Genomic DNA, 19,084 nt, shown 5'->3' with positions numbered 1-19,084 from the left:
CACAGCAATCATGGGATCGACTGACTGGGAATCCACCGCCTCGGCACTAATCGCCACCGCGATCGACCATTACGGGCACGGTCGATTCGCTGATGGAGACAGCGTGTTCGACCAGGCGCGATCATTGACCGCAAACCAGGAGGACCATTTCAGGCTTGCCGAACTCGACCTGCGTCGCGCCACCGCATTGTACGAGGCCGGGCGCTACGACGGCAGTGAGGAATTCGCGAGCGCCGCCGAGGCCACCTATGAGCAACACAGTGCTCATACCGAGGCTGCCGGTTGTGCCCTGCTGGCGGGGACCGCAGCGCTTGCCCGCGACCACGGTGCCAACGCTCAGGCCCACTGCCTACGAGCCCGCGAGATATTCCATTCACTCGAGATGGCCGACCGGGTCGCCGACACCGATGCCGTGCTGGGATCGGCCTATCTGCGCGAGCACCAGTTCACAGCCGCCGAGGACACTCTGCAACGCGCCGCGCAGCACTACGCCGCAGCGGGGTTGGACGACAAAGCGCAGCGCTTACGCCGAGCCGCCAGCGATGCGCGCGGACAACGTCTGCACACCGATGCGGTGGGCTACCTCACCGCAAGTGATCTCGAGCAGGCGATGACCGCCTTCGAACAAGCTCGCGTGAGCTTCGCCGACGCCGACAACTGCCGTGGTGTCGCTCAATGCCACGACAACATCGGCCGGATCCACCTTCGCGAGGGCCGTATTGTCAAGGCCGAGGAGCACCTGCGCCACGCTATCGAAGGCTATCGCAGCCCTGCCCAGGGCCCTGTGCATTCGCCGTTGCTTGTGCTGGCGTTGCTGCTACACAGAACCGATCGTTCCCCCGAAGCCGTCGGCCTAGCCGTCGAATCGCGCGTCACTGCCCGACAAAACGGTGACCTCGCTGCTGCCGGGTCGGCGAGCATCCTTGCCGCCGCCATACTCAGCCTCAGCGACCTCGACGCCGCATTGGTCGAATACCAAATCGCGCGAACATTGTTGATCGAAGCCGACCTGCCCGACAAAGTCGCCCAAGTCGACAACAACATCGGAGCAATCGAGCACAAGCGCGGCATGCTCCGCGCGGCAGCGGACGCCTTTCGCAGCGCTGCCCAAGGCTACGAACGCCTCGGCCAAGACCAACCCATGCGCTCCGCACGTAGCAGCCACGCCGCGACGATCGTCGCGATCGGTGATCGCGAACGCACAGCAGGAAACCACGACGCTGCACTGCACTGCTACGCCGAAGCTTGCCAGCTCTACGACGACCTCGCCGACCACCGCTGGGCCGCCGGTTGCCACGCCCGCGTCGGCGACATCCACCTCACTCGCGGAGACCATGATGCCGCAGTCGAGGCGTACACCACCGCGCGCTCGCGCTACGACAACGCCGACGCGGCAGCCATCGAAATCGCCATCTGCGAGGACAATCTTGCTCGCGCCCACGCCGCAGCCCGACGACTCGAGGATGCGGTGGCTGCGTGGGACCGTGCACGATCCGGCTACCTCGAGGCCGACCGGGTCGATGCGAGCACTGAGTGCCAACGACGCAGCGCTGCAACGGTGCGCGCCTGGGCTATACAGCTGCGAGACGCCGGGCAGCACCCTGAGGCAGCCCCACAATTTCACGACGCGGCACAGCGCTACCGCAGCATCGGCCTCGACTCCGACGCGGCCACCTGTCTGCAACAACAGGCCTATCTGACCCGCGCCCTCGGCGACCATGACACCGCCACCCACGCCTACACCGGCGCTGCCGATCTTTACGAGCACAACCATCACCATCGAGAGGCGGGCAGATGCCTGTTGGCTCTCGGTGACATGCACATCTCGACCTCACGTTTCGCCGACGCAGCCGCCGCGCTGCAACGCGCCGCCGATCTGCATCGCATCGCCGGCGAGACCGTCGGCACCGAAGCCTGCGAGCTCGGCTGCGCAGCCGCCCACCAAGCGGCTGGGCGCCAATTCCTGGATGCCGACCGGCCTCTGGACGCGGTGCCGGACCTCACCCACGCCGCGCGATTGTTCCGTCAGCACAAACAGCACCAGCCCGCCGCTGATTGCTTGACCGCGCTCGCCGACGCCCATGCCGGGTGCGGTGACCCGGTAGCAGCGCTGTCGAACCGTCTCGAAGCCCGCACCATCCTGCGCGGGCTCGGTGCCCTCGGCAAGGTCACAGCCTGCGAATTCAATATCGGATCCGATCATCGCGCCCGCGGTGACATCACAGCAGCAATCGAGAGCTACTCCACCGCACGGCACCTGGCCATGCACCTGTCCCACACAGTGGTGATCGAGCAAGCCGGGAAGCAATTGACGGACTTGAGGCAGCATCCTGCCGCGGTCGACCAGGCCAGGCAGGACACCGAGCTCGACAAAGGGCACGAGCGCTACCGCCTGGGAATCGATCATCTGCAGAAGGACGAATGGGAACCGGCACTCGGTGCGTTCCGTGACGCACGGGCCCACTACGAGGGCCACGATTTGCTGGTTGCACAATGCGATCGCGCACTCGGCGACACAGCGCGCGAAACCTGCGATTACGCGAAGGCCTTAGATTACTTCGAACGCGCTGCCGAAGGCTATCGAGCCACCGGATTCTTTTCCCTACTCGCCTTGTGCACTCGGTCGATGGCCGAGGTACACAATCTCCTCGCCGACGTCACCACAGCAATAGACAGCTACGACACCGCGATCGCTCACTATGAGCACTCTGGTGATCTGTTCGGTCTCGCTGAATGTTTGGCCAGCGCCGGGGATGCGAACCGCATCGCCGAACGATACGACATCGCCGCGCAGTATCTCGACCGAGCCAAGGAGATGTTCACAGCGCGCCGTCGCGCCGACCGCGTCGCAGTCTCCACTCTGAACCGTTCAATGGTGCACGTCGCCGTCGGCGAGATCGACCAGGCCGAAGCCGGGTTAAACGAGGCACTGCCTTTCTTCGAGCGAGTCGACGATCGGCTGGGAATTGCTCAGTGTCACAACGGATTTGCTCGAGTTCAACTCAAACGAGGGCTCAATGCCGAGGCGGTGGCATGTCTAGAGCGTGCCATCGCTCAGCTACGCGGTACGCGACATCAGTTCGTGCTGGCCCAAAATCTGTGGCTGTCGGCGGTGACTCGGATGGAGCAGCCCGACAACCATGACGCCGCGCTTCATGCGGTCACCGAAGCCTCAGCGATCTATGTCGAGCTCGGTCTCGACCGCTGGCGCGCAACCAGCAGCCGGACCCATGCCGGGATCTTGCTCCGCGCAGGGCGTTTGGATGCGGCCGAAGCCTACTACCTCGATGCTCGCACCTCATTCCAGCGCCTCGGCCGGGACACCGACGTCGCCGACTGCGAGTTCGACCTGGCCGACATGTACTTCGGCGCCGGCCGCTTCCACGAGACCCTGACAGTGCTCGCCCACGCGATAGAGATCTACGACGAACACGAACAACACCAAAAAGCTGCACGCAGCCGTCGCCTCGCTGGCCAAGCCCACCGCACGCTCGGACAATTCCCTGCCGCTACAGCGGCATTCGAGTCCGCGCGCGCACAGTTTCAAGCGTTGGATCTGCCGGAAGACCTGGCCCAGTGCAACTACCTGCTCGGCAGCGTCTACCTGTGGTCGGACGATCGCCCCGAAGACGGTGAAGCGCCACTGACCGCCGCACTCGAGGCGGCGAGCACCCTGGGCATGGATGGACTCCGGATCACCTGTGAACAAGGGTTAGGAGCCCTCTACCGCCGCATGGGCCGTTACACCCAAGCCCGCGATCTCCTCACCCGCGCCCTCTCCGCCGCCCGCAGCCATGATCTGGCCGAGATGATCGCCAACTGCCTGGCGAGCATGGGGCTGCTCGAGGAAACCCTTGAGCGCTACGACCAGGCCGAGCAGTACCTGCTTCAAGCCCGGGAGGTGAACATCGAACGCAATGATGCGCTGGGCACCGCACAAAACCAGCGAAATCTCGGCGCGGTCTACCAGAAGACCGGCCGTGTGAGCGAAGCGCGAGAGGCTGTCGCCGCAGCTTGGCAGATCTACAAGCAACACGAGATCGGCCGATCTGTTGCCGATTGCGAACACACCCTCGGCGACCTCGCCTCCAGGGTGGAGCAGCTAGATGAAGCCGAACAGTGGCAGACCTCGGCGCGCGCGGAGTTCGCCCGCCTGGGAATCCTCACCGGAGTGGCCGAATGCGATGTCAGCCTGGGCAACATCCATTCAGCGCGCCAACACCACACCCTCGCCATAGACGCCCACCGCAGTGCCCTGGATGCCTTCGAACGCCTCGGCGACGAGCTCGGCGTGGCCGCCTGCGCCCACAACCTCGGCACCTTGTATTCGCAGCTACTCAAGTTCGCCGAGGCTACCGACTACTTCCGGCGTGCCCGCGCGGTCTACCTCGAGCACGGACTGCAGAACTCGATCGCCTCCGTTGACCTTGCCCTCGCTTCGATCGAGTTCCGGCGATGCCAGCTCGAAGGACTGGTCGACTACCAGCGGTACATCAAACTAGCTGCGGTACTGGAGGATTCACTGCCAGCGCTGATCTTCCTCGACGCACAACGCTTTCAGTTCCCCAAGGCAGCCACCCGTCACGCCTGGACGCGCACCGTACGCAGCTATCTCGTCGACGCATTCGCCTGCGCAGCCCAACTGGGAACCGCCACCATCCTCGCCGACCTCGTAGAAACGGTTCTGAACTCTGGCGTGCACTCCGTCACCGCACATCCGAACACACAGTCAACCGACCCTCACGGTCTCGACGACGGGAATCAGATCGCGGCCAGCGAGGACGTCGACGACATTGTTAAGGAAGGCGCCGGCATGTTCTTCACCGCCGACCACCTACCGATGAGCCCACCGCCGATGCTGCTGATGCCCGATGGCCGCCTGGCCCTCGAGCGCTACTACCGTCAGGCGGATCTGCGCTACCGCCCTGTCGCGCGCCCCTCACCAGTCCGCACTTGGTGAGCCGCCGGGGCGATCAACCCATTTGCTGCACACCACACCAGCGCCGATTGCCTTCATACGCTGCAGGTCTCGAGCGCTGCCAACTCCGCGGACATCAGTCGTGGTTCACGGCACGACCGGCAGGGAAGATGGCGCTCTGCTGCCGCTGTCGTGGGGCTGGTCACGGTGGCGGCCGTATCGGGATTTGTTGTGCCAGTGAATCGCGCGACGTCGTATGTCGATGAACTCTGGCGACGGTCCGGCGCGGCGATCTTGATTTGGGACGGCGAAACATGACGGCACCGCGACCATGGAGCTGCGGAGTACATGCCTGGCCGGCCGGACCCACCGCCTGCAGGCGACGAAGCTGTTGCAGCGCTGAGGAACGAAGCTGACTTGGCGTTGTAACGATCTGCAGCGCATCCTGATTCGCGGCGAGGTCGCCAGACACACGCTTAGAGCTACTCCTCGGCCGCCGCTGCGGACAAAAGTCTCGGTGTAGTGGATTGAGCAGCCTCTCCTTGCTCTGATGGTTCCTCGCCGACCCGCGCTGTTTCTCGCGGAGTTGCTCGGTGGGCCAGGTCGGCGGCGGCCGGCGACAGCGATTCGCGGAGTGCCGCCATAAGTCTGACGGGATTTTCCGGACAGACCTGCAGTCTTTCTCGACTGGGCCCGGCGCAGTGGCGTGCTCCGCGTCAACGCCACCGCCTATCAGTTCCGGCACCAGACCGATCAGCAGCGGATACTTCTGCCCCACCCCGACCCGGACGCTCGTCACAGCCTCCGGGAGTCGACGCCGACTGGCGACTAGGTGTGCTGGAACGATCTCAGGCCAACTTGTGTCGCACTGGGCTATGCCCTCGCCACTACGTTGATCGCAGGCTGGCGGCGTTGACAATCGGATTCGAACGGTCACGGGTGAGTTGGGATGTGCCAGGAGTGTTGGTCGGCAAGGGTCGTTGAGAGATTTGGCCGTCGACGGTGGCCTCCATGATGCGTGGTCAGGCTGGTGGAAGCCCTTGGGCCACGAGTTGATCGTGAATGAGGCTGGTCAATACCTCTGCGAGCGGGTCCAGCGGCGTGACCGGGATCGGCAGCCTATCCTGGAGACGGACGTCGACCAGGGCCAGGGCGAGCAGGATGAAGTCCGCGGAATGGGCTGTCTGCCACGTGCGCAGGACGATGGACTCGGCCATTGGCGAGGCCGCGGCGGTCCGATCTCGCCAGCGGTGCGGATCAGGGCTTGCAGCTCCCTGATGTGGCCTGCTCGCGGACCTGGCGGCGCGGTGTCGTTCGGCGATTGATTCCGGCGGGATCAGTGAGTACAGGTCCTCGCACAGCACTTGTCTGCGGGCGTCGGCGTGTGCGGCGTTCGCGAAGGAAGCGATGGTATCGGCCGTCGGGATCCGATCGTAGGCTTTGATCCATCCCGCGATCAGTTCGTCGAGAAGATGGGAATCGCGCTGGCTGATGCGGGCAGTGAGTTGCCTGGCTTCCTCATCGATACCCAGCGTGCGTTCGATCGTGCTCAGACATGGATCGACGATCCACTCGCCGCGGATCCGGGCGACCTCCTGCCACACCAGTAAGTCGATCTCACCGCTGCGAGGCCGCCCTTCAGGCTCGCGGCTAAACGCGCTCATGGCGCGCCGATAGATCGGTGTGGCAACACCCACTGAGGCCGTGGCGGTGAGCATCGATGCGATTCATCGTCCCTCCATGTCCTGAACAGCATTACCAGGACGGCGCCACACCACCATAGTATTTGCGGTCTAGTTGCTGAAGTTAGACGGCAATTGTGACCTGACGTCGAGCGTGGGGTCGTTACAACGGAGCGGTAGGCACCGTCACAGGGGGCGGGGCAGTGTTTCGATCACAGCCTTGGCCCGCGCAAGCCATCTTGGTCGGCTCACTGTCGGCGCGCCGCGGCGGCAATTTGGCGAGCCTCGGTGCCGTTGACGGCATCGCGCGGTGTGATTGCCGATGCCTCACGGAATCTCGCGGTGAAGTGCGACGGAGAGGTGTAGCCGATCCGATCGGCGATGCCTGCGGCCGGCTCCTCGGTCAACCAGCTCGCCCGCGTCGGTGGCGCCAGGCAATTCCCGTCAAATATGGTCGCGACCGAGGCCTGTCCGGTCACGCGTTGGCGCGGCGGAGGCGCTCTGCTGCCTGGATGCGGACGGCCGCGCAACACAACGGGGTGCCACCATGCACCGCTTCCCAGCGGGCATTGTGCGCCGCGGGCCAGAGGCTGGCTGCCCACGCCACCTCCCGCTCCGTGGCGGTGAGTCGACGCCCACGTAGTTTCTGATAGGTCTCCAGGAATGCTGCGGAGCTCTCGATCGATGCCAGGGCCGGCGGTGAGACGCTGGCAAATGTCCCGCTTGCCGCACCCACCAGCGCTGCTTCCGGCTGCCAAGCCAGGCTGTCCCAGTCGTGCACCACCCAGACGTCGCTGCCATGCCAGCGCAGGTTTTGCGCTTCGAAGTCGCCGTGGCCCAGTACGTACGGCAGATCGGTGGCGAGTATCCGTTCGCGGACCCGCTCGGCCGCGTCGAGGACGTACCTGGGCACGACACTCTGTTCCTGAGTATCCAACTGCGCGATTGCCGGCCACAACCCTGGATCTGTGTGATCCCAACGTATCCAGCGTGGATTAGGCAGCGGCGGAGCGACGGCGAGTTCGGCCAGTTCGTCCATCGACCGGGCGAACACGGCTGCGTACTGCGCGGCAACATCAGGGGAGTCGCCCAGCAGCAGTGCACCGCCGGGTCGATAGCGTTCGGCGTGCACGGCCAGTCGACCGACGCCGACAGCGGCCGTGAGCGGACCGGCGCAGGGAAATCCCCGCTCGGCCAACCACAACTGTGCAGCCACGCACGATGCTGCCCGACCGTCGTCATCACGTGCCTTCACCACGATCTCGCGGCCACTGGCCATCCGCAGCCCGAACACCGCAGACATTCGACGTAGTACGAACAGCACACCGACGGGCTCATCGCCGAGGTGGGCTGAACACCAGTCCGGTAGCCAGTCCGGCAGATCATTCGTCGACACAGCGTCACTGTGTCCCCGATGGAACAGCGATGGCATCGGATAATTCTTTCGGTTCTAGGGTGCGCCAAGAAGTTCTGTTACGGCATTCCAGATAAGGTCCGAATATTTGGAAACTTCGATGCGGTCCGCGCCGCGATCGACCGCGCGTTTGATTTGCCATTCAGAGAACTGCGGAGCAAACCAAAGGAGACGGACGAAGTCCGAATGAAGACGTTCCCCTTCGGGTATCTCGATGGATCGGAGCAACTCGAGATAGGCGTCGCCCAATTCTGGAACGAATCTGCCATCGCGCAGATTCCCGAGAAAACCTCGCTCGAGGTCCCAGGCCAGGTCGAGCGCTTCCAGAACTTCGGGTGAATCGTATTTCATTGCCAGAATCCTATGATTGCTTCGGGTGGGACATGTTGGTAAATAAGGACTTCCAAGTCCTTTCTCGCGTAGAAGTCCAGTCGCCCCTTTCCTGGGAATCCCGCAGAAACGTCGGTGAAACTGCCAACCTTTGATAGATCGATGGCGACGATACCACTTCCTCCGTCGTACTTGCCGAACGCTGTCTCGGGCAGCTTACTAGTGGAGATCCATGGTGAATCTTGCTTGCTCGCAATGTGTTCGCGTTGAGTGAACCGACGGTGGTGGTAACCGGCTTCTTCGACCACGGCGCGCATTCGGACTGTTCGCGCGTGATGTCGACGCCGTCGGCGTCACTCCCCTTAGCCACCGGTGACGACTTCGGGTGGGTCGGCGCGGACGTAGGAGTTGACTTCACGAAGGCGATCGTCGACGCCGTCGGACGTGCGCCGAAAAAGCAGGACCCGAGCCGTTTCGAGTAGCCGACTACTCGTGTCGAACTGCGGTGAGGAGTGCAGTATTGGAGTCACGTCTCAACAAGTCGACAAACAATCCGCCGCAGCATGCAGTGGTAGCGGAACTCCGGATGCTCGGATCTGCTAATCCAGGTCGTTCCACGACCATCGCCCGGTCTGAGTGAGTTCCGTGTCCGTCCCGACACCCCAGTCGGGATGATCTGCACTTCACGACGCAGAGGAGTTATCCATGGGGAGAAAAATATCAGGGCCAGACCTGGACGATTCGCGGCTATCCAGCTCGCCCCGCGTTGTCGCACATTACGGCGCCCACGCTCGTAATGGCGGTCGCTGGGTTAAATCAGGGCTGAATATCGTTTCCCTGCTGGTTGCCGCAGTGGTTGGTGCACTGGGGGTTAAAATCGCCGATAACCTACCCGAGTTATGGACGACCGTGTCCAGCACGTGGCAAGGGCCTAGCTGCGAAAATCCTAAAAGCCTCAAACTCGTTCACGGCGAAATATCGGCTACGTCATTCCTGCCGGAGACTGTAACTCCTAGTAGGACGTACCATTTCGATCCAGCTCGCGCGGCTGATGAGGACCCGGGAACGGCATGGGTTGAAGGAGTAGGCGGATTCGGTGAAGGGCAAAAACTTACTATCACGCTGCCGGGAACCTATGATGTGCGACTTCTCTGCATAGTAAATGGATATCCGCTGGAACCTAAACTATTTCAGAGGAATGGGCGCGTTCGCACCGTCGATGTTCGCACTGACCAGGGGAACATGTCTGGATCAACCTTGAAAGATCCTCCTGGTGACGATCTTCTTGAATCTCAGCAGCTGAATATTCCGGCTGGCCCGACCACCATGATCGAGCTAACCATCAAAAAGGTCTATCCTAGCTTGGGGCAAGACCGATTTGAGGACACAGCTGTAGCCGAGGTAGCAGTTTATGCTGCCGACTGACAGTTCCGTGGCGAGGATTCCCCGGAGCCGCGGTGGGTGCCGCCGAAGCTTGGGGCATATGCGACTCCGCCGGTGATCGAGTCTCGCATCCTCGGACACGGGAGAGAGGTCATCTGGTGGGTGACAGACACGACCCGAATCGCCGATGCCTACGATGGTTACCTTCGGGCTAGATGTAGCAGCGGTCGTGCCCGCATGGGTGGAGTGTGGATCGAATGCTTTGGGGGAGATGCTGGCCTGATTCTGGCCGTCGCAGTGCAGAATCGAAGTGAATGAAGTCGGGCTGGCTGTCCTGGAAACCTGCAGGTGAAGAAGTGTCGGCTCGCACCCGCGGAGATGATCCGGACTGCGGCGGCCAGCTCAAGGCCGGGCCGTGGTCGGCCCCGTACGAGCGGGGATGAGCCCACTCAGCGTCGAGCAAGTCCTCGAGGTCTCAGTGCTTCCCGCGCTGGCGCGCAGCCCGCGGCGACAACTTCGCCTGGGGACCGGGAGGTCGCGGCGATCGCATTCACCTACCCCGCCCCCTCGAAACCTCCGACGGTGCTGAACGATTCCCGAGCGAGCGCGCCGAGCCGATCAAGTTCCCCTACCGGACCAGCACCAGGACTACGAAGTCTTCATCGTGTGGGGGTACGCACCAACGAGCACGTGAAGTGGCGAGTACGGATCGAATGGAGCACCGTTGTTACCTCCGGCACGACGGTCATCGACGACAAGGACGACCCTTCGAAGTCGCTGCGCCTTGTCCAGCACCTCGTGAGGCCGCGGCGCTCTACCCCGTCTCATCGTCGTGCTCCTGTGGTTGGTCGTCCAGGTTTGCCAGGGCTGTTTCGAGTGCGTTGATGTCCCAACGGAATTCCTTTCCGACTCGGATGGGCTTGGGCAGCCATGCGTGCTTTCCTGATTGGCGTGCCCAGCGCCGCAGCACTTCGGGATGGATGCCGATGTAGGCGGCGGCGATCTTGGTGTTCACCCACCGGCGAAGAGACGGCGCGGGGTCGGGCGGGGGCTCAGCAGACACCGCCGCCGCCTGGGCCGTCGAGGTGGATCCCGCGGGTGCGGTGTTGGATGAGGTGGCGCCGAGATGGATGGCAACCGCCGAGATTTGCGCTGGGCGATGTCGATGGTCCGGATGGCAACCCGACATCACGCAGGCGTGGTGCGCCAGAACTCAATTCGACAAGAGGGACACTGTAGAGCCGGGCCGCGAGCTGACGCGCTCCATCGCCGAGGCGAAACGGCGTCGACGGAGCAGTGGCAGAGGAAGCCCTGTGACGCAGGCCGGCCGCGGTGGGATCGTGAAATTGCATCAGACACCTCTGAAATTTGCGGAGTTCGCCACCAATTTTCGCTGGAACTACCGAATTTGTGCGTCGTTCGCGCACAACCAGCCAGGTGCGGTTTCTTGGAAGATGAAGAGCCACTGGTCGGGCAGAAACCACGGCTGCTGTGAACGCTCGCAGAAACAGGACCGGTGCATCGGAAGGCTTCCGCGGCGCCGGTCGGGATCGTGTGGTGTCTAGTCGATTTCGGGCCCGGAGTAGGGCTCCGGGGTGGCCGTGACGAGCTGGATGTGGTGGGCGAGGATGCTGTCGGTCAGCGCGAGTTGGTAGGAGACCAGGTTCCGGTCGGGGCCGTGGGCGTGGAGCAGACACCGGTAGTCGCGGCCGTAGGAGGCGTTCACGCTGGCTGCCCACAGACGCTGGGCTTCTTTGACCGGTGTCAGCGCGGTGACGAGTTCTTGGGCCTGCACCGAGTCGCGGTACCTGCCCAGGATGCCTTTGAGCATCGAGACCCACCAGGCGCTTTCGGCTTCGGGTTCGACCATGGTGGCTTTGCCTGTCTCGCTGAACATCCAAACCGGGATCGATCCGCTTTCGTCGATACCGGGCAGGACCTTGGCAAATAGATCGTTGCATGCCAGCACATTCCACAGCGGATCCACATATGCGGCCAAGATCCCGCGGACCTGGAACCGCTCGAGGTTCAGGACCAAGGCGGTGTCGGTTTGGACCCAAGTGCGCAGGTGCTCGGCCGGGGCAAGTGGGATGGCCGGGATGACGAGGTCGCGAAGGTGAGTGGCCATCGCCTGGTCCAGGTGGTATCCCGTGATGATCAATTCCATGATCTTGGCCGACGGTAGGGCCTCGCCACGTTCGAAGCGGCCGAGGTGAACGGCGCTGATCTTGAGGATGGCTGCTGCTTGCTCGCGGGTGAGTCCGCGGCTTTTGCGGAGCCACAAGCACGTGGCGCTGAACTCGGGAATCGAGACGGGTGGCGGTGTGGGGTCGCGTCGGCGGCGACGATCCGAGTGACCGTGTGGAGCCTTCTCTGTCATGTCTCCCCCCCGGGAGTTCGTATTGGATGTCACAGATTGAGAGCTTTGAGTTGAGCGTTACCTCTCAGTGATGGGAACCGTTCTACCAGAGGGTGTTTCGTGCGGCAAGTTTGCTCACCAGTCCGTACTGGCGGACGAAGGTGTTCGCCGGATTCTCGGCGAACGCGCGAGTTTGGATGTGGCGCCGGTCACTTCCGATGAGCCTGGCGGGTGTATCTGCGAAAAGCATTCTCGGTACGAGAACGGTGAATAGCCAGCGTAGGATATATTTCCGGACTTGTCATTTTTGATGTATCAAAACTGATTAGCGAATGCTATAGCGGTGCACCAGGTTTCGTGGATTGAATGGAAATCGCAAACGCTATTCATCCGAGAAAGGAAACCTGTGGATCCCATCGTGATCGCCAGCTACGCCAACGCGGTGCTGTCGCTGCTGTCGAACGGGCTGGCCCTGGCCGGCAACGCGCTGACCTTGGTACTGAACTTCCTCTGACCCTGCCGCCGAGAGTCACCGCCGAGCTCGGTCCTTCACTGACCGGCGGTGCCCGGCAGACACTGATCTGACTTTCGCCGCGCACGACGTCTAAACCGGCTGCGGCACAACCCACCAGCTTCACCTTTCGGCTAGAGAGGTCGACCCGTCATGTCAGAAAACTCCTCCACGGCCCGCGGAAGCGCAGCTCGCGGTCGATACAGAAATCCTGCCGCCCGTCGAGCCGGCACGCTGCTGCTCGCCGCGGCGATCCCCGTCGCCATCGCCGTGGCCACCGCCGCACCGGCCCACGCGAACGGGCCACTGGCCGCGGTGGCCGACCAGGGTGGCGTCACAAGCCCCTCCCAGCCGGGCACCGAAACCCCCACTCCGCCACCGCCTCCCGAACCAGAACCCCAGACCGAACCAGCACCTGCACCGCAGTACTACGAGCAGCCCGCCGAGGTACGCAGCGGCCCGTCGCGGCCCGCGCCGAGCGTGGAGGAACCGGTCGAGCCGGTGCGGATCGAGGAACTGCACCTGCCCGAACCGGTGGAGCCGGTCGCACCGATCACCCCGCCGGAGAACACGATCCGGATCGGGGAGTTCCAGACCCCGAGCCCGGACTGGCTGCCGGTCGAGGTCCGCGACACGATCAACAACACCGCCGCCGACACCGAAGCCCAAGTCGCCACCGCCCTGGACTCGATCGGCATCCCCGCTGGTCGATCCGACCGTGTCTCCGGTGCGGTCTTGGGCGGCGCCGGACTCGGCGGCGCGGCCGGTGCGACCGTGCTCGGTGCCCCGGCTGCCGCGGCCGGTGCGACAGTCGGTGCGCTGATCGGCGGCACCGTCGGCGGGATCGCCGGTGCCGCAGTGGGCATCATGGTGCCGGTCCCGATCGTCGGCCAGGTCACCAGCGGTGTTGCCGGCACGGCCTTGGGTGGCGCAGCGGGTGCAGCTGCCGGTGCCGCGATTGCCGGAGTGCCTGTCGCGGTCGTCGGTGCGGTGGTCGGCGGCACGATCGGCGCCGGGTTCGGCGCGGGTGTCGGAGTCGGCCAATGACCGGTCGCAGGGTTGCGGCCGCGGCCGCCGCCGTCCTGGGTGCTGCGGCGGTGACCGCCCCGACCTCAGCCGGTCCTGCGAGCGCAGTCCCCATCAACGGCTGCCCAGCCCTCTACATCCTCGGTGTCCAGGGAACCGGCCAGTCCTCGCCGACAGCGGATCCGCTCGCCGACACCGGCGTCGTCGGATCCCTGATCGGACCGGTCGTGGCCACTGTCCCCGCATTGGTGCAGCGCGCCTACATCGGCTACGAGGCCGGGTTCGGTGGCATTGTCCCCGGCGGCGGCGCCGACCCGTATGTGTCCTCGGTATCGGGCGCGCGAGCCAACCTGGATGCCGCAGCCGCCCAGGTCGTCGAAGCGTGCCCGGACACCATGCTTGCCGGGGTCGGCTACTCCCAGGGCGCCCAGGCGATGGCGAGCTTCGCCCGCGACGTCGGCTCCGGCAACGGACCGGTACCGGCTGATCGTGTCGCCGGGATCGCGCTGTACGCCAACCCCGACCGCGGCCAGCTCGAGCCCGTGTTCCCCGGAAGGCCCGGTCAGACCGTGCCCGACGCGGCGCCTGGGACCACCGGTGCGGCGGTGTCGACAGTGCAGGTGCTGGCCGCGCCGACCGGGGGAGCGGGTATCGCGACCACCGCCGACGGGTACGGTGATCTCACCGGCCGTGTCGCTGACATCTGCAGCGACGGCGACCTCGCTTGCTCAGCCCCCGGGCAGGCCGCGGTCCTTCGTTTGGGCGCGGAGCTGTTCGCCCAAGCCGATCTGACCAACCCGATCGGCGCGATCTCGACCCTGGGCGCGGGTCTGTCGAGCGCACTCGGCGATGCCTGGAACACCGTCGTTCTCAACGACTTCCAGTTCGGTCCGGGCGACGTCGACTACGTACCACAGGCCGGATTGGGTGATCGACTCGTCGATGCCGGTGACCCCCGCACATCCAGCCCTGATCCGGTGGCGGCCGGTGCGCGGTGGAGCGAGATCATCGCAGCCGTCACCGCGAATCCGGGGGTGGTGGCGAAGCTGATCGCGCAGCTCGGTGCGGCGTGGGGGCAGTTGGCGGCGGATAACGCCGAGCTGGTCAACCCGGTTACCTGGGTCCGCTTCGCCGACACGGTCGGGCGTCACAACGGCTATGCCCTGACCGGACAGATGAATTCGGGCATCGCCTGGATGATCGCGCTGGCTCACGACATCGCCGGAGCCCGGTGATGACCGGCAACAAGACCACCGACGCCTTCTACGACAACACCTATCTCGGCGCTGGAGATGAGCGTGGGGTCGTGCTGCGCACGCGCGATGTCACCGTGCCGCACCTGGCGGGGCTGGGCCGGGCATGGCAGGTGGTCTACACGAGCAGCACGAGTTTCGGGATTCCTGTCCCAGCCTCGGGCATCGTGCTGGAACCAAAGACCAGGACCGGCAACGGCACCGTGCGCCCCCCGCTGGTGGTCTACGTGCCGACCTTCCACGGACTCGGCGGCCGGTGCGCACCCTCGCAGTTGCTCGTCGACGGCGCCGAACCCGACGCCAGCAGTATCGCCGCAGCGCTGGCCCAGGATTGGACCGTCGCCGTCCCCGACGGCATCGGTCTGGGTATCACCGGGCTGGGGCCACACCATTTCCTGGCCGCGAAGGCGGGCGCGCACGCGGTGCTCGACCTGGCGCGCGCCCTCACCAAACCTTTAGCCGGAGAACGACGTTCGGTGCCGGTCGCGCTGTGGGGATACGCCGATGGCGGCCGGGCAGCGGTCGCGGCGGCCGAACACCAACCCGGCTATGCCCCTGACCTTGATCTGCGGGCCGTCGCCGCCGGTGCGGTGATCCGGGACCCGCGTGGGTTGATCACCGATCTCGATGGTGGTCCGTGGGCGGGGCTGGCGTTCGCGGGCATGGTCGGGCTAATGCGCGCTTACGCGCACCTGCCCGTCGATCACCTGCTGACCGACGCCGGCGTCCGCGCGGTCACCGACGCATCCCAACTCGATCTTGCGCGGCTGATGGTGGAGTACCTGCACCCGCTGTCGAAGTGGTGCGAACGCCCCGACCCGTGGAACGACCCGGTCTGGGGGTACGTGCTGGCCAACGAAGTCCTCGGCACAACAACACCTTTGGTCCCTCTACATCTGTATCACGGGCTCCTCGACGGTCTGGTTCCGATCGAGTCCGCGAGAGGGCTATTCGCCGAGTACATCTCGCGCGACGTGGCGGTGTCGTGGTCGGAATACGACGTCACCCACCTCGGCGCTGCCGACCTCGGCGTCCCCGACGTCTTCACCACCCTGCGTGAGGGATTCGCCCGCCCCTCCGGTCGACCCGGACCCATCCAAGCCACCTGACGCGCCTGCCCGCGCCGCAACCCTTGCACGGCGCGGGCAGGCCGACCACCGACGATCTCGAGAGGAAGCCGAATCTGATGAAGCGCTCCGCAACCCATCACGTGACACACATCGTCGCGACAGTGTCGCTGGCTGCGACCGTCGCGATCAGCGGGTCGGCCATCGCCACGGCCGTCCCTTCTCCCACCGGGCCGAGCGCAGTGCCGACCCCGTCGGCGACAGCGGTGAAGTCGACCTGCCCGGTGCTCTACGCCGTCGGCGTGCAGAGCAGCGAGGAAGGCGCGGCCACGACGGTGGACACTGGCGACACCGGCGTCCTAGGGCAAGCCTTCGGACGGATCGCCAGCGCGAGCGGCGACACAGTAGAGCGGTCCTACATCGTGTTCGGCACGCAAGTCGGTGCGGCGAACTACCCCGCAGCGGTAACCACTGCAGCTGATCAGATCGAAGATCTCGCCGCTGCCGTTCTCGAAAGGTGCCCCTCGACTCAGATCGCGGTCGCTGGATATGCCCAAGGTGCCGCCGCGGCAGCAACTTTCGCCGAGAAGGCCGGTGCCGGACGCTCACGGGTTCCAGCCGAGAAGGTCGCCGCGATCGCCTTGTTGGCCAATCCATCGCGGCGGGCCGCAACTGGTGTGCTGCCGGGCAGCGACGACTCCAGCACCCCTGCGGCGGCGCCAGGCACCGCCGGCGCGAACGTCGCCGAGATCAGCCTGACCAACACCGGCCTGTCCGGTGCGGGGATCGACGCGGCGGCCAACCCGGTCAGCTACGGCACGCTCGTCGGACGGGTCGCCGACCTGTGCGTGGCCGGGGACGCCACCTGCGACGTCCAATCGGGCAGCCCGCTGATGAGCGCAATCGCCAACATCTCCGGCCGAACCGAGGGCAAGGACCCGGTCGCCGCTATCGCGACGGTCGCTCAAGCCTTGGTCAGCACGGCCTTTACCACCGCTGTCGGGGTCGTCAACGACGACATCAGCGGCACCAGCCTGGACCAGCTGACCTACTCGCCGTCGAAGACCCTCGGGCAGCGCGTGGCCGAAGCGTCCTCACCGACCGCGACCGCGCCGACCGAATCCGACGCGCTCTCGGCGTTGTTCAAGATTGGCGCGATCGGCCTCAACGCCGTCGTCTCGATCGCGCAGAAGGTGTTCACCGCGACCACGATCGCCGAACTGGCCGCCGTCGGCCTGTCTAACCCGGCCGCCGCCGTCGCGGTGTTGGGCACGAAGGTCGCTGACGCGGTGGTGGATCTGGTGCCGCCGCAGTCGATCAGTACTTGGGTCAACGACGCGTTCGAGGCGTTCACTTCCACGATCACCGACACCCAGGACTTGTACACGACCTCGGCCACCGCCCAGTACAGCGATTCCTCCGGGCGGCGCAGCAGCTACAGCACGGTCTCGGCGACCACCAGCGGCGACAGCCCATTGGCTGCGACCGCGGCCTGGTTCACCGCCGTAGCCGCCGACCTCGCCATAGCCTTCCCGCCCTTGTCGTCCTCGACAGCAACCCCGACAAACGACGCCACCGTGGTCACTAGTCCAGCTTCGACATCACCGAATCCCACCACCACGCCGCCGATCTCACCGTCGACCACGCACGGTCCGGTGACGTCAGGTCCGCGTCCCTAGACCCCTTCGGAGCACAAGGGCTGCCACTCGGCTTTCCCCCTCCGATCAGTGGTTCTTCCAGCGGTGTGCTCCGAAGGGCCCGACCCGACCCCGATCCCGACTCTTCCCAGTTCGAGGAGGTGAACCACATGCCCAGCAATGACTTGCCCCCAGGCCACGGCGCCGGATGGCTGAACGTGCCCCGCGCCGACGACCAACCCGATCAGGCCCAACCCCACACCGCGCCGACGGGCGAGCGGGCCGGTGCCCCGAGCCCTGGCGCCAGAATCCGCACTAGGACCGCCTTGTTCGCTATCGGCGGGGTAGGAACCCTCGCCGGTGTGGTCCTGGGAATCGGGGTCGCCTTGATTCCGAACACCGCAACATCGACGACGCCCACGCTCGCGAGCGCGTCCACGACCACGCCGAGCCCGACGACACCTCACCGAGCGAGGGCCTGTGCCGGGCTGAGAGCGGCGACGGTGACCGACGGCGCAGGGGACACCACGACCGTCGCCGGTGTGATCGCGAAGTTCCAACACGCCTACTACGTGCAACGCAACGTCGACGCCGGACTGGCTTTGGTCGGCCCGCAGTCCGGCGTGACCCGCGAAGGGCTCACCCCCGTGATCGCGGCCCTCCCTGGTGGTGTCACCCACTGCGTGGGCATCGACGTGATCGCCGAGAACACCGCCGAGGTGCACCTGGTGGAACTGCAGGCCGATGGCCACCGCATGGACTACCTGCAGCTGGTCAACGTCACCGCCGGTCCCTCGGGCCTGGTCATCGCCAACATCCAGAGACGAGGTAACTGACGTGGTTGCCCTGACCTCTCGTGATCATCGGCTGCACGCGGTCGGCCGCCGGTTGGACCCGGCCACCGTGCAGCCGCCCAGTACTCGCGCCGGACACCGCACTGAACCGCTGCCGATCACCGGTGCTCATCCTCCGCTGGTCGCGATCGTCGGCGCCCACGGCGGCGCCGCAACCTCGACCCTGGCGCGCTGGTGGGCACCCGCCGCCGACTGCGGACAACTCTGGCCGGCCTCACCGGAAACCACGCAGCGGGTCGTGATCGCGGCCCGGCTGTGCCTGCCCGGACTGACCGCCTGCGCCGACCGGCTCCGCGAGTGGCAGGTCGGCGCAGCCCCCGACGGTGTTGAGGTCATCGGTGTCGTCTTGACCGCAGCTCACTCCGGGCGGGTCCCCGCGGCGGTGCGCCGCTATCGCGCCACCGTCGCCGACCTCACCGAGGTCGTGTGGGAGATCGGCTGGCACGACGAGCTTCTCGAACGCGAACTAAGCGAACTTGCCCAGTTCACCCCCTTCACCCCGGCTCCGCCACGGCGGTCCGGTCTGACCGAAACGGTGCCCGCCGACGTCCACCGCATCGGCGGTGAGCTCATCGCCGCGCTCGCCACTTCGTTGAAAACCGCCACAGAAGAACAGGATTCGGAGAGATGAGAATGTCCACGATATCGGT

15 protein-coding genes are annotated in these 19,084 nt (G+C 65.1%); 9 read left to right on the top strand and 6 right to left on the bottom strand.

All coding sequences use genetic code 11. The annotated features are described in order from the left end of the window. The first annotated feature begins 10 nt into the window (after positions 1 to 10). Positions 11 to 4,960, top strand: coding sequence for a tetratricopeptide repeat protein (locus IEY60_RS00455; RefSeq protein ID WP_189022602.1), 4,950 nt, complete (start codon positions 11 to 13; stop codon positions 4,958 to 4,960). Between the two features lie 980 nt (positions 4,961 to 5,940). Here IEY60_RS00455 and IEY60_RS00450 read toward each other — a convergent pair. From IEY60_RS00450 to IEY60_RS00435, 4 genes are all read right to left on the bottom strand, one after another. After that, positions 5,941 to 6,636, bottom strand: coding sequence for a hypothetical protein (locus tag IEY60_RS00450; RefSeq protein ID WP_189022600.1), 696 nt, complete (start codon positions 6,634 to 6,636; stop codon positions 5,941 to 5,943). 212 nt (positions 6,637 to 6,848) lie between these two features. Then, a complete protein-coding gene (locus IEY60_RS00445) occupies positions 6,849 to 7,079 on the bottom strand; it encodes a helix-turn-helix transcriptional regulator (protein WP_189022598.1) in 231 nt (76 codons plus the stop codon). Then, positions 7,076 to 7,996, bottom strand: coding sequence for a phosphotransferase (locus IEY60_RS00440; RefSeq protein WP_189024716.1), 921 nt, complete (start codon positions 7,994 to 7,996; stop codon positions 7,076 to 7,078). Before IEY60_RS00440 ends, IEY60_RS00445 begins: the two co-directional genes overlap by 4 nt. Before the next feature lie 54 nt (positions 7,997 to 8,050). Then, the gene (locus tag IEY60_RS00435; protein ID WP_189022596.1) at positions 8,051 to 8,365 is read right to left on the bottom strand and encodes a hypothetical protein; all 315 of its coding nucleotides are present in this window, start codon (positions 8,363 to 8,365) and stop codon (positions 8,051 to 8,053) included. 245 nt (positions 8,366 to 8,610) lie between these two features. Between IEY60_RS00435 and IEY60_RS00430 the strand changes: the two genes are divergently transcribed. Together IEY60_RS00430 and IEY60_RS00425 are read left to right on the top strand one after the other, a co-directional pair. Then, entirely contained in the window at positions 8,611 to 8,826 is a 216-nt protein-coding gene (locus tag IEY60_RS00430) for a hypothetical protein (RefSeq protein ID WP_189022594.1), read from the top strand. A 223-nt stretch (positions 8,827 to 9,049) separates the two neighbouring features. Continuing rightward, positions 9,050 to 9,769 carry an NADase-type glycan-binding domain-containing protein gene (locus tag IEY60_RS00425; RefSeq protein ID WP_189022592.1) on the top strand — a complete coding sequence of 240 codons (720 nt, stop codon included), beginning with the start codon at positions 9,050 to 9,052 and terminating at the stop codon, positions 9,767 to 9,769. A gap of 772 nt (positions 9,770 to 10,541) precedes the next feature. Here IEY60_RS00425 and IEY60_RS00420 read toward each other — a convergent pair. Both IEY60_RS00420 and IEY60_RS00415 read right to left on the bottom strand, forming a co-directional pair. Continuing rightward, positions 10,542 to 10,742: a hypothetical protein gene (locus tag IEY60_RS00420; RefSeq protein ID WP_189022590.1), complete on the bottom strand. Its 201-nt coding sequence runs from the start codon at positions 10,740 to 10,742 to the stop codon at positions 10,542 to 10,544. Positions 10,743 to 11,288: 546 nt separating this feature from the next. Continuing rightward, positions 11,289 to 12,107: a helix-turn-helix domain-containing protein gene (locus IEY60_RS00415; RefSeq protein ID WP_189022588.1), complete on the bottom strand. Its 819-nt coding sequence runs from the start codon at positions 12,105 to 12,107 to the stop codon at positions 11,289 to 11,291. Between the two features lie 643 nt (positions 12,108 to 12,750). On the opposite strand from IEY60_RS00415, the gene IEY60_RS00410 reads away from it, so the two are divergent. The 6 genes from IEY60_RS00410 (at position 12,751) to IEY60_RS00385 (ending at position 19,065) form a co-directional block, all read left to right on the top strand. Continuing rightward, on the top strand, positions 12,751 to 13,644 hold the full coding sequence (locus tag IEY60_RS00410; protein WP_189022586.1) for a hypothetical protein: 894 nt from the start codon (positions 12,751 to 12,753) through the stop codon (positions 13,642 to 13,644). Next, positions 13,641 to 14,858 carry a cutinase family protein gene (locus tag IEY60_RS00405; protein WP_189022584.1) on the top strand — a complete coding sequence of 406 codons (1,218 nt, stop codon included), beginning with the start codon at positions 13,641 to 13,643 and terminating at the stop codon, positions 14,856 to 14,858. The genes IEY60_RS00410 and IEY60_RS00405 overlap by 4 nt, the downstream gene beginning before the upstream one ends. Continuing rightward, positions 14,858 to 15,985 carry a lipase family protein gene (locus tag IEY60_RS00400; protein ID WP_189022582.1) on the top strand — a complete coding sequence of 376 codons (1,128 nt, stop codon included), beginning with the start codon at positions 14,858 to 14,860 and terminating at the stop codon, positions 15,983 to 15,985. Before IEY60_RS00405 ends, IEY60_RS00400 begins: the two co-directional genes overlap by 1 nt. Positions 15,986 to 16,062: 77 nt before the next feature. After that, on the top strand, positions 16,063 to 17,622 hold the full coding sequence (locus IEY60_RS00395) for a cutinase family protein (RefSeq protein WP_189022580.1): 1,560 nt from the start codon (positions 16,063 to 16,065) through the stop codon (positions 17,620 to 17,622). Between the two features lie 461 nt (positions 17,623 to 18,083). Then, complete coding sequence (locus IEY60_RS00390; RefSeq protein ID WP_189022578.1) at positions 18,084 to 18,416, top strand: DUF8176 domain-containing protein; 333 nt, start codon at positions 18,084 to 18,086, stop codon at positions 18,414 to 18,416. Between the two features lies 1 nt (position 18,417). Continuing rightward, positions 18,418 to 19,065, top strand: a complete 648-nt coding sequence (locus IEY60_RS00385) for a hypothetical protein (RefSeq protein ID WP_189022576.1) — start codon at positions 18,418 to 18,420, stop codon at positions 19,063 to 19,065. Positions 19,066 to 19,084: the final 19 nt, after the last annotated feature.

The sequence above is a fragment of the Nocardia rhizosphaerihabitans genome, assembly GCF_014646295.1.
Classification (GTDB): Bacteria; Actinomycetota; Actinomycetes; order Mycobacteriales; family Mycobacteriaceae; genus Nocardia; species Nocardia rhizosphaerihabitans.
The sequence above is the reverse complement of the archived record's forward strand: the minus strand, read 5'-3'. Positions and strand labels throughout refer to the sequence as shown.